Genomic DNA, 15,209 nt, shown 5'->3' with positions numbered 1-15,209 from the left:
AGACCGGAACAAAATCCGGAACCTTACGGCCTGGAAGGCTCGTTTCGTTTGGCATTGTATAGTTACAACTTCACCCGCTGCAAACGCAGCGCGTTCAGCACAACGGAGACAGAACTAAGCGCCATCGCAGCCCCGGCCAGCCACGGAGCCAGAAAGCCCGCAGCGGCTACAGGAATGCCGATCGTATTGTAGGCGAGCGCCCAGAACAAGTTCTGCTTGATATTGCCCATCGTGCGCTTGCTCATAGCGATCGCATCCGGCACGCCCTCCAGGTCGCCGCGCATCAGCGTGACGTCGGCGGCCTCCATGGCCACGTCGGTGCCCGTGCCGATGGCGATGCCTACGTCGGCCACGGCAAGTGCCGGAGCGTCGTTAATGCCGTCTCCAACCATCGCCGTCTTCAGGCCGCGGGCCTGGAGCTTTTTCACCTCGGCGGCTTTGCCTTCCGGGAGCACCTCGGCCAGCACCTCGTCGATCCCGACCTCGGCGGCGATCGCCTGGGCGGTGCGCACGTTGTCGCCGGTGATCATCACCACGTGAAGGCCCATCTCCTTCAGCCGCGCTACTGCGGCCTTGGACGTCTCCTTCACGGTGTCGCTCACGGCGACCATGCCGGCGTAGACGCCGTCGACCGCCACGAGCAGCACGGTTTGGCCGGCCGCTTCCAGCGCGGCCATGCCGGCCTCCGCGGCGGAGACGTCGACGCCTTCACGCGCCATCAGGCGGCGCGTGCCGGCGAGCACCCGGCGGTCCTCGACGACCGCCGTAATCCCGTGCCCGGGCACCGCCTCAAAGGCGGTTGCCTCGGGCAGATCCAGGGCGCGCGCCCGCGCCCCGGCCACCAGAGCATCCGCCAGCGGATGCTCGGAGCCGCGCTCGGCGGCGCCGACGAGCCGGAGCAATGCCGCGTCGTCCCAGCCTTCGGCCGGGACGACTTCCCGCAGCTCCGGCTGCCCCCGCGTGATCGTGCCGGTCTTATCCAGCACGATCGCTTGCAGCCCTTGGGCGGCCTCGAGGTGCTCGCCGCCCTTAAACAGGATGCCGTACTCCGCGGCCCGTCCGGACCCGGCCATAATTGACGTTGGCGTCGCCAGCCCCAACGCGCAAGGGCACGCGATGACCAGCACGGCAATCGCCTTTTCCAGCGCCACGGCGAAGCTGCCCGGCGCCACGAAGAAAAACCACACCAAGAACGTAACTACAGCGATCCCAACCACGATCGGGACAAAAATCCCGGAAATCACATCCGCTACCCGCTGAATTGGCGCTTTCGAGCCTTGTGCTTCTTCTACAACGCGGATGATTTGCGCCAGCGCGGTTTCGCTGCCAACCTTGGCCGCTTGCACGCGCAGCACGCCATGTTTGTTGACGGTCGCGCCGATGACCGTGTCGCCTTCCTTCTTCTCCACCGGGATACTCTCCCCAGTTAACATCGATTCATCGACGGACGAGACGCCGCCGATGACTACCCCATCAACCGGGATCTTTTCGCCCGGTTTGACGATCAATACGTCCCCCGGGACAACCGCTTCGATCGGTACCACCGTTTCAACGCCGTCTTTGAGAATCAGCGCCGTTTTGGCCTGCAGCCCCATCAACGTTTTGATCGCTTGGGAGGAGCGGCCTTTGGCTAACGCCTCAAACCATTTGCCGAGCAGGATCAACGTAATCAGGATCGAGCTCGTTTCATAATACAGCTGGGGGGTATGCCCGTGAGGCATCGACAAAGACTCCAAGCTCAAATACAGACTGTAAAAATACGCCGCCGACGTACCGAGCGCGACCAATACGTCCATGTTAGCGCTGCGGCTGCGCAGCGCTTTGTACGCCCCGACGTAAAAGCCCCAGCCGATCATAAATTGCACCGGCGTCGCCAGCACGAGCTGGAACCACGGGTTCATAAACAGCTCCGGCGTCCAGATCCATGAGGTGAAGGAAAAATGCCCGGCCATCGCCCACAGCAGCGGGAACGCGAGCACTGCCGACACGATCAGCTTATTTCTTTGCTTCCGGATTTCCCGCGCGCGGATATCCCCGGACTCCTTCTCCGACGGCTTCAACACCGCACCGTAGCCCAACTGGCTTACCTTATCGATGATCTGCTCGATCGAGACCGTCCCCGGCTCATACCGCACTTGCGCCGTTTCAAGCGCCAGATTGACGTTGGCTTGTTTCACGCCGGGCAGCCGGTTTAACCCCTTCTCGATCCGTGCCGCACAGGCAGCGCAGGTCATCCCGGTAATTTGCAACGTCGTTTGGTCGTGATTCGCGCTGGCGGCAGGCAATGCTTTTTCCATGACAATCCTCCATCTCAAAACCCGCATATTTCATACCCCATAGGGGTATATCAAGGGCAAATAAAAATACTTCCACATCCCACTCCCCGTCCCTTAAGACGCACGGCTAATTCGCTCGCACGTCTTATAGGTCCGTGAAAAAGGCTTCGGATCAAACGACGTCGTATCCTTGATCCTCAATCGCTTCTTTGATTTGTTCAACCGTCACTTTCGTTTCGTCGAAAGTCACTTCCACCTTCTTCGCGGCCAGATCCACTTTCCCTGTAGCGCCCAGCCCGGCGACGGCTCCTTCTACCGATTTGACACAATGATTGCAGGACATACCTTCAACGTTTAACGTAATATTTTGCATGAACAATTCCTCCCATGAGTTTAATAATGGCTTCATCTTGCAGCGTACCCCCAGGGGTTCCGCCGTTATTTCATCAGCTTGTTGACCGTGACTAGCAACTCGTCGAGCACTTCGGTCTCACCTGCTTGAATTCGCTCGATCACGCAGCTCTTCATGTGTCCCTCCAGCAGCAGCCGGCCCACGCTGTTCAGCGCAGATTGCACGGCGGCGATCTGGTTCAGCACATCGTCACAGTAAGTATCTCTCTCGATCAGCCCTTTGATTCCGCGGATTTGCCCTTCAATCCGGTTCAATCGGCTGATCAGGTTGCTCTTCATCGCTTCAGAATGGTGGCTGCGCCGTACCGGCTTGCCATTCTCCGTTTCCGATACGCTATGATGCCCGCCATGCTCCTCGCAGTGTGCGGACGCCAAATGTTCCTGTCCCTCGACCTTCGCCATACATGACTCCTTTCCAAACCAACGTGGTTTGCTGTGGTACGCTCATTATAATATACCCCCATGGGGTATGTAAAGAGTCTCCGTTCAACTTTTTTCTAACATAACGGACCTCAAAGACCTTATCTGTCATTTCCCGGCTCATTTCCCGCACTAACGGACCCTGTGGACCTTATTGACACGTAAGAGGGCCCACCCTTCGCAAAATCCGCAAAATAACGGCCGTGAAGTCCGTTAGCCCTCCGTCAACGCCAACCAACATCATTTAACGGCGCTACGGTCCGTTAGCGTTAACGACTCTTCTATCCTAGCTTCCCCCGCTAACGCCAAAAAACCCGTTGCCACATACGTGACAACGGGTTTCTTTTTCTGATATTCGACTGTGCTCTTATTGGTAACCCCAAATCATCGTCAGCAAGGTACCAAACACGGTCACTAGCCCGACGAACAGGGCGTATACGAGGTTAGCATACAATGCACCTTTACTGCGGTTCTCGCCGATGTGCATGAACATGAACAGCTGCACCGACATCTGTACGGCCGCGCAGACAAGCAGGATCGTCATGCCAACGGCAAACGACATATCCCAGAATACCACCGACAGCGCTACAGCAGAAAGGATCAGTGAGAACACATATCCCATGACGTGTTGAATCGGGAACAGTTTTTTCATGTCACATCAGTCCTTTCAAGTATACAAAGCTGAAGATGAAGATCCAGACCACGTCCAGGAAGTGCCAGTACAGCGAGAAAATAAACGATTTGTTCGCCGTATCATGGGTAAACCCTTCGCGTTTCACCTGAATCATCAGCCCGCTGCCCCACAGCAGCCCCAGCGTTACGTGGGCGCCGTGCGTCCCCAGCAGGACGAACAAGCTCGACAGGAACGCACTGGTTTGCATCGTTGCGCCTTCATGAACGTACGTAACGAATTCGGTAATCTCGATACCAAGGAACCCGAGGCCCAGCAGTAGCGTGATGGCGAAGAACGCCATAAACGGTTTTCTCAGCCCCAGACGCATACTGTGTACCGCCAAGCCGCAGGTAAAGCTGCTGGTCAACAGCAAGAACGTTTCGCCCAGCACCGGTCCGATTTCGAAGATTTCCGCTCCGTTCGGGCCGCTGCCGGTCCGGTTCCACAGCGTCAGATACACCGAGAACAGCGTGGCGAAGAGCACGATTTCCGCGCCCAGGAACAGCCAGAACCCAAGAACCCGGTTACTGTTCTCTTCCGTTTGATATTCCAAAGGCAAAGTATGATCTACCTTCATGCGTGTTCACCCCGCAATCCTGCATCCGTGTCCAACCGATTGGCCAAAGCCTGCTCGGTTTTGATGATTTCGCTGACCGGAATATGTCGGCCGTGGTCGCGTTCGAACGAACGTACCGCCAGCATGACGAGAATCCCCAGGCCGGCGATTATCGCCGGTACCCACCAGCTAAAGACCATAAAGAATCCGAAGAAAAAGAAAATCACACCCAGGATAAACGGTTGACCGCTGTTGTTCGGCATATGAATCTCTTCGATTTTATCCGTATACAGCGATTTACCCGTTTTCTTCGCTTTCCAGAACGGATCGAGCGAATCCACTTTAGGCACAACCGCAAAGTTGTACTCCGGCACCGGAGAATGCGTGCTCCATTCCAGCGTACGTGCGTTCCAAGGATCGCCGGTTTTGTCCCGCTCCGCATAACGGAAGCTCCAGTAAATGTTGTACACCAGCACGATAAACCCGATGGCGAGCCCCACCGCACCGATCGAAGCGATCAGGTTCAGCGGACCAAAGCCTGTGCTTTCCGAATAGGTATACATCCGCCGGGTCATCCCTTTCAAACCAAGGAAGAACAACGGCATGAAGGTCACGTTAAAGCTAATGGCAATAATCCAGAAGGCCAGCTTGCCTTGACGCTCGTTGAGCCGGAAACCGAACAATTTCGGGAACCAGTAATAGAACCCTGCGATCACCGCGAATACGGTACCTGGAATCAGCACATAGTGGAAATGCGCCACCAGGAACATCGTATTATGGTATTGATAGTCGGCGCTCGCCATCGCCAGCATGACCCCGGTCACCCCACCGATCGTAAAGATCGGAATAAAGGCGAGGGAATACAGCATTGGCGTTGTAAATTCGATGCGCCCTTTTTGCAGCGTAAACAGCCAGTTGAAGATTTTAACCCCGGTTGGAACGGCGATCGCCATCGTCGTAATCGAGAAGATCCCGTTGACCATGACGCCGTGACCCATCGTATAGAAGTGGTGCGCCCATACGATAAAAGATAGCAGCGAAATAACGATCATACTCCATACCATGGATTTATAGCCGTACAAGTTTTTGCGTGAGAACGTCGAAATGACTTCACTGTAAATCCCGAAGGCCGGCAAAATAACGATATAAACCTCCGGATGGCCCCATACCCAGAACAGGTTGGCCCAGAGCATATCCATCCCGCCGTTGGCCATCGTAAAGAACTGCGTACCAAACAGGCGGTCGAACATCATCAGTGCCAGCGCCACGGTTAATACCGGGAACGCAAACAAAATAATGATGTTCGTAATGAGGATCGACCAGGTAAACATCGGCATTTTCATCAACGTCATACCTGGTGCGCGCATTTTCAGGATCGTTACCAGGAAGTTCACTGCGGTCATCAGTGTCCCAATCCCTGCAATTTGAATCGCAATCGAGTAATAGTTGTTACCTACGCTCGGGCTGAACTCAACGCTGGCCAGCGGGAAATACGCCGTCCAACCGGCATCCGGGGAACCCCCGATGACGAAAGAGATATTAAACAACATCGCCCCAGCGAAAAACAGCCAGAAGCTGACGGCATTCAAACGCGGGAATGCTACGTCACGCGCGCCGATTTGCAGCGGGATTACGACGTTCATCAACCCGACAACAAACGGCATCGCCATAAACAGGATCATGATGACCCCGTGTGTCGTAAAAATTTCGTTATAGTGCTGCGCATCCAGCAGTCCGTTCTCCGGTACCGCCAGCTGCGCCCGCATGAGCAGCGCATCCACGCCGCCGCGGAAGAGCATCAGCAGTGCGGAGATGATATACATGATGCCGATCCGCTTGTGGTCGACGGTCGTTAACCATTCGCGCCACAGCCAGCCCCATTTCTTAAAATAGGTTAATCCGATGACGATCGCCAGCGATACAACAACGATGCTGACCATCGCGCCATAGATCATCGGCTCACCCGTGACGAAAAATTCGTCCCATTTCATGTTCAGGTACTCCCTTCCCGTTGATTAGTTATGCGCTTCGTGTCCGCTAGATTCTTCCGTCATGTCCATGTCGGAGTGGTCCATCGTCGAGTGGTCCATCTCCTCGCTTCCGTTCTCGCCGCCATGATTATGGCCGGCGTTCTCCCCTTCCGGTGCAGGACGGAAGTCCAGATGGGTCGAGCTGTACGTTTGGCGGCCAACATGCGCGGTCTCCAGCAACTTGTCGAACTCCGACTCGGTCAGCTCAGGAGCGGTGTCCTTCACTTCTTTGACCCATTTGTCATATTCCGAAGGCGCCATGGCCAGCGCTTCAAATTCCATGTGTGCGAAGCCCTCACCGGAGAAGTTGGAGTTCTTGCCCATATACGAGCCTTCATGCTCGGCAACGATGTTCAGCGTATTCACCATATCGCTCATCGCGTATTTCTGTCCCGCCAGCTGCGGAATCCAGAAGCTCGTAATCGGTCCGTACGAATACAACCGGAACTCCACTGGACGGTTCGTTGGGAAGTTCACATAGTTAACGGTCTCGATCCCTTCCTCCGGATAGCTAAAATGCCATTTCCAGTTGGAGGAAGCGGCGTAAATCACGAGCGGCTTTTGATCCTCATAGCCTTTCGGCACTTTTTCTACAGCCGATGTACTGCGGACGGTCACAACCGACAGCACCGCTACGATAATGATCGGAATCGTAATCCAAGTGATTTCCAGCCATTTGCTGCCTTCCACATGCGGCGGTTCGTAGTCCGGCGCTGCTTTGGAAGCACGATATTTCGTTAACATATAGATGTACAGCGTGTAAACGACCAGCAAAATAAAGGCCATCGTTACAATCGAAAAAATGATGACTTGTGATTGGGTCTTGGCCACCGGACCTTTCGGGTCTAACACCGTCAACTGATTACACCCGGTCAGGAGGACAAGAAGGGCTGAAAATAAAGCTAACAGCAACCCTTTCCTTTTCATAGGATACCGATACCCCTTTCTTCATTGTGAACACCATCCCCCAAGGCTTCGGGAATGGCTTCGTTCGATCAGCTACTTTTATGTTAGGAAAGGGGGGATTGAATAACAATTCATATAGAATGTTAATTATGTAAAATTATTACATTATATAGTGTGACTTTTATCCTTTACATCGCATGAAAAGTTGATTTAAGACGATTTTCGGCCATTATACGGAAAAATCGGCGATTTTGATAATTGTTCACAATGCGGTCTCAGCCTACCAAAGTTCGCAGAATTGTCATAGATAATCCGTATTTTGTGATTCGGTTCACAATATTTCGTGTTACGTTTTGCTTCACACCCCCACATCTCCCCTTGATATCAAGGGAGAATGTGACGTTTTCGTGACATTTTTGATTGAGACCAAACAAAGAGGCTGCCCCTAAGCAAAACTTCCCTTGCCTTCAGGACAACCTCTTACCTCAATATTTATGCTATTTATCGCATAGATAGACGAAACAAATGAAGCCGCGCCCGCTGTATGCGGAGTCTTCTGCCTACAACAGCTCTTTACGCAGTTGCTCCGGCGATTTCGGCGACAACAGGCCGAACGGAATATCGAAGACTGTTTTCGCCCCCGACTCTCCAGCTTGCGATAGCTTGTACGCTGCGCGGGCGTATGCAACCAGCACGCTAGCCGTAAATTCCGGATTGCTGTCCAGCTTCAGGCTGAACTCGATCAGCTGCGTGCTGTTTGCGCCGGTCCGGCCGCTGCGCAGCACCATACCGCCGTGCGGCATCGCGGAGTGGTTCGCCTTCAATTCTTCCTCACTAATGAAGTGAACAATTGTGTCGTAATCCGCAAAATAGTTTGGCATCGACTTGATCTCCTGCTCAATCTTCGCCAGATCCGCCCCTTCCTCCGCAACGACGAAGCATTCGCGTAGGTGTTTTTCGCGAGTGGACAATTCTGGATTTTCGCCTTGACGCACACGCTCAACCGCCGCCTCAACCGGAATCGTATACTGAACGCCGTTCTTCACGCCCGCCACGCGGCGAATCGCATCGGAGTGCCCTTGGCTGACGCCTTTGCCCCAGAACGTGTAGTCTTTTCCTTCCGGCAGCACTGATTCGGCCAGAAGCCGGTTCAGCGAGAACAAGCCAGGATCCCATCCGGTCGAAATGACGCTGACCGTTCCTGCTTTCTCCGCTGCTTCATTGACTTTTGCAAAGTATTCCGGAATTCTCGCATGCGTATCAAAGCTATCGACAGTATTAAACATCGCCGCCAATTGCGGCCCTTGCTCCGGCAGATCTGTAGCCGACCCGCCGCACAGGATCATTACGTCGATTTCACCTTTATATTTTTCAATTTCGGAAATATGAACCACGCCGCTAGCGGCTGCCACCTCGTCCGGTTGTCTGCGCGAAAAAATCGCTTTCAGTTGAAAATCGGGATTCTGTTTCAGCGCCATTTCCACGCCCCGTCCCAAATTTCCGTAACCTACGATACCGACATTAATTGTTGCCACTGAATATCCCCCTTCATGATGGTTAAACTCGTCATAACCCATAGACTAACCCCCATTGTAATGGACGCTCCTCATTTTTTGAATAGTTTACATGCAAGGTTAGCGTTTTTGTTTAAACATTCTGCATATTTGTGCAAATCTTTTTACGTTTTATGCAAATCTTGGCTAGCCGAGCTTCACAAATCAGACACAATTAGACAGAGATTAGGGCGCGATATGGCCCATTCTAGTCATACTCAGGCGTAATTAATCCATGTAAAATGGTAATCATTGTGAGGAAGCTCATAGACTATCTGAATTGAGGATGAATTCGATTGAAAATATTTCTTCGTAAATGGACATGTTTCGCGGTTGCCGCTTGCATCATCCTTCTCGTACTAGCACCAACTTCTGCTTTTGCCCACGCGTATGTCGTTTCTTCCAATCCGGCGGCAAACGAGACATTATATACGTCCCCTGAGATGATCGTCATCGAGTTTAATGAACCTATTGAGGCAGGCTTCCATAAACTCGAGGTCATCGGTCCAAACGGAGATGACGTAACGGATGGAGAAGCGGAAATCGATCCCCAGAAGCCGTCCCGGCTGACCGTCTCCTTGCAGCCGAATTTGCCGGAGGGGCTGTATACGGCAAAATGGAACGTGGTTTCCGGCGATGGACACACCATCTCCGGTACGATTCCGTTTCAGATCGGGCGCGGCGATCAGGGCATGGAGAGCGGGCCCCCGGTCCATCCAACGACGGATAGTGGCAGCTCGTTCCCGGGCTGGAGCCTGCTGATTGTCCGCTGGTTATTTTATGGCGGAATGGCGGGCTATCTTGGGGCGGTCGTCTTTCATGCGTGGCTTCTTCCCCGTCTGGACAATGCCTGGCCCGAACGTTTGAAGCGGCGCAGCCGAGTCATGTGGCTGAGCGGGCTGATCGCTTCCTCCGCCGGCATTCTGCTTAGTTTGCCGCAGCAAACCGCTGACGATGCAGGAGGGGGATGGAGAGAAGCGTTTGATCCGGCGCTTTGGCGGCAAACGCTGGTGTATACCACCTTCGGGGAGGTCTGGAAGGTTCAGCTCTTGTTGCTGGGAGGCTTGCTCTTGTGGACGCTGTACCTGCTGCACGCCAGCAGAAGCACCCGGCCGCCTCAGCTTCCGTTGCTTGGAGCCATGCTGTTTGGCTTGGGGCTGCTGCTCTCCAAGGCATTCATCGGACATGCTGCCACGGCAGACCTGCGAGGACCTGCCATAACGGCGGACTTCCTGCACTTGGCCTCATCGTTGATCTGGTTGGGCGGTGTTGGCGCTTTAGCGTTTTTGCTTCCGGCAGCAACTCAGCCATCCGCTAAAAAAGAAGAGGCCCGGCATTCTGCACCGTCGCAACTTCCCCTGTCTTGGCAGACGGTTCGGCGTTTTTCCATACTCGCCTTCATTATGGTAGCCATCCTGTTACTCTCTGGCGTGTATGGGAGCTTGCTGCACGTGCCAACGCTGTACTCGCTTACGCATACGACGTATGGTCTTGTACTGTTGGCCAAAATTGCCCTGACCCTGATCTGCCTGCTGCTCGGAGGTTGGTCCTTCCTGCGCGGAAGACAGGCAAGAAAGCCGCTGAGCACCGCCGGCGTATGGACCGAATTGGGGACTGGACTGGCTGTCCTTCTATTAGCTGCTGTCCTGGCGAACTTGCCCACGGCTGCTGCATTCCCTGGTCCCGCTGCTCTGACCCATCAACTGGATGACGGGACAAAGGTCACGATCCGCGTAACTCCAAACGTCGCAGGCACCAACACCTTTCAGGTGAACGTGCTGGGTCCGGATGGACAACCCCGCAACGATGTGGACCAAGTGACGCTGGAGTTGACGTCAAAGGAGATGGATATGGGCACAATAGAAATCCTCTTCCCCGGCGGCTCCCCTCCCGAGGTGAGCGAATTGATTACGATGGGCGGCCGTTGGAACGTACACGTCCATATTTTGACGAGTTCACTGGACAGTTACGATTACGATACAGAGCTGGTAATAGGAAATCCGTAGAGAGGTTATCAAACTACGATCAAAGGAGATTTAGCCATGTTGAATCCAATATTTAATTTGAAAAAAACGTTTTGGCGTTACGCAGCCGGTTCCGCTATTGTGTGGGTCCTGACTTTCGCTTTCTTCACCGCCACGGCCGGAGCACACGTAACGGTTAAGCCAAGCCAATCCGCCCCGGGAGCCTGGGAAACCTACAGCCTTAAAGTACCTGTTGAAAAAGACGTCAACACGGTGAAAGTCGCGCTAAAGATCCCAGAAGGCGTCGCCTTCAAACAGTACCGTCCCTTACCGGACTGGAGCGTAGAACTGACGATCGCGGAAGATGGAACGGTCACGGCCGTCACCTGGACGGCCGAAGGCGCTGGCATCGGCCCCGGCGAGTTCCAGCAGTTTGAATTCGTCGCGCAAAATCCCGGCGAACCCGCGGAACTGGCCTGGGACGCCTTCCAATATTACAGCGACGGCAGCGTCGTGGAATGGACCGGCGCGGAAGGTACCGATCGGCCCCATTCGCTGACGGTGGTGAGCGCCGCGGAAGGTGCCGCGGATAGTGCCGGTTCCCACACCGGAGTGGACGCCGGGGCGGGCATCACGGAGGACGCCGGGCATGATCACGGCAGCGCCAATGAAGGTGCTGCAGCCGACAATACGGAGATGAGCGGTTCAGACAGCGAGGTCTCATCCGCATCCCCGTCCAATGAGAGTGGCAGTGGTTCACCAGTTGGCACGACGGCTCTTGTACTTTCGGCCTGCGCGCTGCTCGTATCGTTGGTTGCTTTAGGGCTGGCTCTACGCGCTAGACGCAAGTAAGCCTAATTCAAAAAAACAGCGAGTCTCCCCCACGCTTCATCGCGCTGGAAGACCCGCTGTTTTTTTTTCATAACGGATATATCAATTTATTTCATGCCGATGGGTGCCTGGTCGAACGGCTCCTTCCCGGAGCGCTGTTGTTCCCGGGGGATACCGAACAGGCAGCATAACGCCAGCAGCATCCCAACGGACGCGCTGATGAACAGCGCCGGATAACCAAACGCATCGATCACCCAGCCAAGAAGCGGAGGCGATGTAATTGCGGCCAGGGACGATACAAAGTAATAAATCCCTGTACGCGTCCCGATGCTCTCCTCCCGCCCGGTGGAGACAACCCACGGGTAAGAGTTGATGTTGATGCACGCCCAGAAAATGCCCCCGACAATAAGCAGCAGTCGCAGCCACAGGACGGAATCAACGAAAATCATGACGCCGAAGACAACAAACAATCCGGCAACTCCGGTGGAGATGATCGCTTTTTTCCCATAACGAGCTCCCAGCCAACCGCTTGGCAAAGCAAATAACAGGAACGCAAGCGAGAAGAACGTCAACGAAAAAGAAGCTTCAGCATCGCTCATCCCAATCTGCTTGGTACCATACAACGTGAACAATGCCTCAACGCCTTGATAGGCCACAAACCAGAAGAAGATGGCCCCCAAAATCAGTACCGTCGTCTTGTCAAGCTGGTCCTTGATGCGAATCTGCGGTTTCGGGTTCTCTCCGGCCGCGTTGTTCCCAGCGAACCCCGTCACGAACGCTGCCGCTGGTTCACGGATAACCGTCTTCAGTACGAACAAACAAATTAACATAACAACTCCGGCAAACAGAAACGGCATATACGAGCCGATCCCGTAGAGCTGAGAGCCGATGCCAAAGGCCAGCACTGAGCCGATGCCGCCCATGAAGTTGATAATGCCGTTTGCTTTGGTCCGCTGCGGCTCCGGCGTAATGTCAGGCATAAGTGCAACCGTCGGCGCGCGGAACAAGCTCATCGACAAATTCATTAACACCATGAACAAAACAAGCGTCACAAACCCGGTATGCCAAGGGATCAAAGCCGCAAACACAGCACCTAACGGCATGCCGATCAGCAGATAAGGCATCCGCCGTCCGTATCGGGTATTCGTCTTATCACTGCGGTGTCCAATCCATGGCTGCAATACAATGGCGAAATAATTATCGATCGTCATCATAAACCCGATCATCGCGGCGCTCTTCAAATAATCGTCCAAAAACAGCGGAACAAACGCATTGTACAGCGCCCAGGTCAAGCTAATGCTAAAAAAACCGAGACCCAGCAGCCATGTTTTTCTCATCCGTTCACTCTCCTTATTTGGCCAGCAGTTCTGCCAAGCGGTCCGGGTAATCGGTAATGATACCGGCCACGCCTGCCGCGATCAGCGCCTGCATCAGCTTCGAATCGTTTACCGTAAACGGATGATAAACCACTCCGTTTGCCTTAGCTTCCGCCACCAGCTCCGGCGTCAGCGCATATTGGTAAGCGTGGAGCGCCTCCGCGCCCACCCGCTTCGCATAACCCCACGGTTCATACAAGCCTTCCATGTACAAAATGCCGGTACGGATGTCTGGAGCCAGTTTTTTGCATTCGACCAGAGAATAGTGATTAAAGCTGGAAATGATGATCCGTTCGCTTAAGCCAAAGCGGCGTACCGTATCCAGTACCTTTTGCTCAATGCCGGGGTACAAGACGACGCCGGTTTTCAGCTCGAGGTTGACGATCGTGTCCGTGTTCCGAACTAGGTCCAGCAGCTCCTCCAGCGTCGGAATGCGTTCGCCCGCAAAATCCTCGTGGAACCAGGAGCCCGCCTCCCGTTGCTTGATTTCGGCCAAGGTCAAATCCTTCACCCACTCCGGCGTTCCTGCCGTCCGCTGCAACGTCTCGTCATGGATCAAGACCAGCTCCCCGTCGCGCGTCATCTGCACGTCCGTTTCGATACCGGTCGCCCCGAGCTCCAGCGCTTTGGCAAAAGCCAGCATCGTGTTCTCCGGGTAATACCCCGCAGCTCCGCGATGCGCAAAATTAATAATATCGCTCAAAAGGATCATCCTCCCAGGCATTTATTTAAAATTAATATTAAACATTCCCCTACTATAATCCTGCATTGTTAGGCCTGTATAAAAAAGCACCCCATAGAGAGATCGATAAAGGGATCCTCTCGCTACGCCTCTTTGCACGATTATCCCCTTTGCTCAGAATTGGGGGATCTAGGAAGAGAGTCTTCTAGCTACCTCTTTGCACCATTATCCCTTTTAATCAGAATGGGGATCGAGAAAAGGGATCCTCTTACTGCACCTCATTGCACGAATATCCCTTTTGTTCAGAATGCGGGATCTCTTCTAGTCTCATTGCACGAATATCCCCTTTGCTCAGAATTGGGAAATCCATGAACGGGATTGAAATGAGGTGGCCCGTGGAGCTGATCATTCCGATTTTTACGAAGATAAGATGGTTATCTGGGATTTTTTTCTTGATTAACGAACATATGTTTGATATAATGACAAAAAAAGAGAACGTACGTGCGCATTTAGTGAACTAGAGGAATTTGAATTGGAGGGATCGGACTTGGAATTAGTTACGAGTATGGAGCTTCAATCTATCAGCAGCCGTTTTCAAAGTGAGGCCGACTGCATCGAGGCGATCATCGCTATGAAGTGGCCAAACGGCTTCGTCTGCCCGCGCTGCGCTTTTACCGAATGGACCCGCGTGTCCTCCCATCGCCTTCCTTTATTTGAATGTGGAAGATGCAGCTATCAAGCCTCGCCTTTGGTTGGCACCATATTTGAAAGAACTCATCTGCCCCTGGTGAAGTGGTTTCAAGCCTTGGAGCTGTTCCTGCTTCCCGACGGCATCTCGGCGCTCCGTTTGAGTCAGGTAATCCAAGTTACCTACAAGACCGCTTGGCTCATGCTGCACAAAATCCGCTATACCCTCGGTGAATGTGATGCCCGGGAGCTGCTCTCTGGAGAGGTGAAGGTGAACCGCGATCAGTATGGGACGGATCCCAACCGTTTTCATCCAGTTTCTCAACCTTATGCCACCGCAGTCGTCGCCGGTTGCACTATAACTGAGTCTGGTGAACCCGGGCGAGTGAAGATCCAACTGGTATCACATAAAAGAGGACGCGAGCAATGGGCTACCCGGTGCGATCTCGTCGCGTTCATCAACAAACATGTAGACGTCCATACCTCAACCAAGCGGTGGTTCCCTTTCGTTTATCGGATGTATCTGCCCTTACGGAGAGTCGTGAGACAAGCAAGGGACTCGATCAGACGCACGTATGTCGCCTTGGGGTTAACACATTTGCAGGCGTATTTGAATGAGTACACCGTCCGCCGTCACCTGCGCATGTCCTGTTCCGAGGAAGAGATGCGCCAGAACCTGCTACAGATGTGCTTGTCCATTCCTGCGATCCCTTATCGCCAGTTAATCGCACGCCACCAGAACGCACGCCATCGGAAGCCGTTCCTTGCAACAGCGGCGTAAATTGAAACGCTCGGGGCATTAAACTTGTCTTTATAATCTGGACTTGAACTTCTTGTCCTCTTC

13 protein-coding genes are annotated in these 15,209 nt (G+C 53.8%); 3 read left to right on the top strand and 10 right to left on the bottom strand.

The annotated features are described in order from the left end of the window. Positions 1–62 precede the first annotated feature (62 nt). The 8 genes from ACL02P_RS20530 to ACL02P_RS20495 form a co-directional block, all read right to left on the bottom strand. Complete coding sequence (locus ACL02P_RS20530) at positions 63–2,297, bottom strand: heavy metal translocating P-type ATPase (RefSeq protein WP_412837999.1); 2,235 nt, start codon at positions 2,295–2,297, stop codon at positions 63–65. A 151-nt stretch (positions 2,298–2,448) separates the two neighbouring features. Continuing rightward, the gene (gene copZ / locus ACL02P_RS20525) at positions 2,449–2,649 is read right to left on the bottom strand and encodes a copper chaperone CopZ (RefSeq protein ID WP_412837998.1); all 201 of its coding nucleotides are present in this window, start codon (positions 2,647–2,649) and stop codon (positions 2,449–2,451) included. A 65-nt stretch (positions 2,650–2,714) separates the two neighbouring features. Then, positions 2,715–3,089 (bottom strand): metal-sensitive transcriptional regulator, encoded by a 375-nt coding sequence (locus ACL02P_RS20520; protein WP_009223975.1) that lies wholly within the window; start codon positions 3,087–3,089, stop codon positions 2,715–2,717. A gap of 385 nt (positions 3,090–3,474) precedes the next feature. Beyond that, complete coding sequence (gene qoxD / locus ACL02P_RS20515; protein WP_009223974.1) at positions 3,475–3,759, bottom strand: cytochrome aa3 quinol oxidase subunit IV; 285 nt, start codon at positions 3,757–3,759, stop codon at positions 3,475–3,477. Between the two features lies 1 nt (position 3,760). Then, on the bottom strand, positions 3,761–4,357 hold the full coding sequence (gene qoxC, locus ACL02P_RS20510) for a cytochrome aa3 quinol oxidase subunit III (RefSeq protein WP_009223973.1): 597 nt from the start codon (positions 4,355–4,357) through the stop codon (positions 3,761–3,763). Beyond that, entirely contained in the window at positions 4,354–6,327 is a 1,974-nt protein-coding gene (gene qoxB / locus ACL02P_RS20505; protein WP_009223972.1) for a cytochrome aa3 quinol oxidase subunit I, read from the bottom strand. Before qoxB ends, qoxC begins: the two co-directional genes overlap by 4 nt. A 24-nt stretch (positions 6,328–6,351) precedes the next feature. Continuing rightward, a complete protein-coding gene (gene qoxA, locus ACL02P_RS20500) occupies positions 6,352–7,293 on the bottom strand; it encodes a cytochrome aa3 quinol oxidase subunit II (protein ID WP_323078889.1) in 942 nt (313 codons plus the stop codon). A 539-nt stretch (positions 7,294–7,832) separates the two neighbouring features. Continuing rightward, positions 7,833–8,807 carry a diaminopimelate dehydrogenase gene (locus ACL02P_RS20495; protein ID WP_009223970.1) on the bottom strand — a complete coding sequence of 325 codons (975 nt, stop codon included), beginning with the start codon at positions 8,805–8,807 and terminating at the stop codon, positions 7,833–7,835. A gap of 314 nt (positions 8,808–9,121) precedes the next feature. On the opposite strand from ACL02P_RS20495, the gene ACL02P_RS20490 reads away from it, so the two are divergent. After that, complete coding sequence (locus ACL02P_RS20490; RefSeq protein ID WP_412837997.1) at positions 9,122–10,831, top strand: copper resistance protein CopC; 1,710 nt, start codon at positions 9,122–9,124, stop codon at positions 10,829–10,831. A 36-nt stretch (positions 10,832–10,867) separates the two neighbouring features. Further along, a complete protein-coding gene (locus ACL02P_RS20485; protein ID WP_412837996.1) occupies positions 10,868–11,641 on the top strand; it encodes a YcnI family protein in 774 nt (257 codons plus the stop codon). An 86-nt stretch (positions 11,642–11,727) separates the two neighbouring features. Here ACL02P_RS20485 and ACL02P_RS20480 read toward each other — a convergent pair whose 3' ends face one another. Both ACL02P_RS20480 and ACL02P_RS20475 read right to left on the bottom strand, forming a co-directional pair. Next, entirely contained in the window at positions 11,728–12,957 is a 1,230-nt protein-coding gene (locus ACL02P_RS20480; RefSeq protein ID WP_412837995.1) for an SLC45 family MFS transporter, read from the bottom strand. A 13-nt stretch (positions 12,958–12,970) separates the two neighbouring features. Further along, on the bottom strand, positions 12,971–13,699 hold the full coding sequence (locus ACL02P_RS20475; protein ID WP_036644434.1) for a glycerophosphodiester phosphodiesterase: 729 nt from the start codon (positions 13,697–13,699) through the stop codon (positions 12,971–12,973). Positions 13,700–14,225: 526 nt separating this feature from the next. Between ACL02P_RS20475 and ACL02P_RS20470 the strand changes: the two genes are divergently transcribed. Then, positions 14,226–15,146 (top strand): transposase, encoded by a 921-nt coding sequence (locus ACL02P_RS20470; protein WP_412837994.1) that lies wholly within the window; start codon positions 14,226–14,228, stop codon positions 15,144–15,146. The last annotated feature ends 63 nt before the right edge of the window (positions 15,147–15,209 follow it).

Origin of the sequence: Paenibacillus sp. MB22_1 (assembly GCF_047200555.1) — a bacterium.
GTDB lineage: Bacteria > Bacillota > Bacilli > Paenibacillales > Paenibacillaceae > Fontibacillus > Fontibacillus phoenicis.
The sequence above is the reverse complement of the archived record's forward strand: the minus strand, read 5'-3'. Positions and strand labels throughout refer to the sequence as shown.

Excerpts from the sequence above, each read along its gene's own strand:
- ACL02P_RS20520 (WP_009223975.1), bottom strand. The coding sequence starts at position 3,089 with ATGGCGAAGGTCGAGGGACAGGAACATTTGGCGTCCGCACACTGCGAG.
- qoxD (WP_009223974.1), bottom strand. The coding sequence starts at position 3,759 with ATGAAAAAACTGTTCCCGATTCAACACGTCATGGGATATGTGTTCTCA.
- ACL02P_RS20480 (WP_412837995.1), bottom strand. The coding sequence starts at position 12,957 with ATGAGAAAAACATGGCTGCTGGGTCTCGGTTTTTTTAGCATTAGCTTG.
- qoxA (WP_323078889.1), bottom strand. The coding sequence starts at position 7,293 with ATGAAAAGGAAAGGGTTGCTGTTAGCTTTATTTTCAGCCCTTCTTGTC.
- copZ (WP_412837998.1), bottom strand. The coding sequence starts at position 2,649 with ATGCAAAATATTACGTTAAACGTTGAAGGTATGTCCTGCAATCATTGT.
- qoxB (WP_009223972.1), bottom strand. The coding sequence starts at position 6,327 with ATGAAATGGGACGAATTTTTCGTCACGGGTGAGCCGATGATCTATGGC.
- ACL02P_RS20485 (WP_412837996.1), top strand. The coding sequence starts at position 10,868 with ATGTTGAATCCAATATTTAATTTGAAAAAAACGTTTTGGCGTTACGCA.
- qoxC (WP_009223973.1), bottom strand. The coding sequence starts at position 4,357 with ATGAAGGTAGATCATACTTTGCCTTTGGAATATCAAACGGAAGAGAAC.
- ACL02P_RS20530 (WP_412837999.1), bottom strand. The coding sequence starts at position 2,297 with ATGGAAAAAGCATTGCCTGCCGCCAGCGCGAATCACGACCAAACGACG.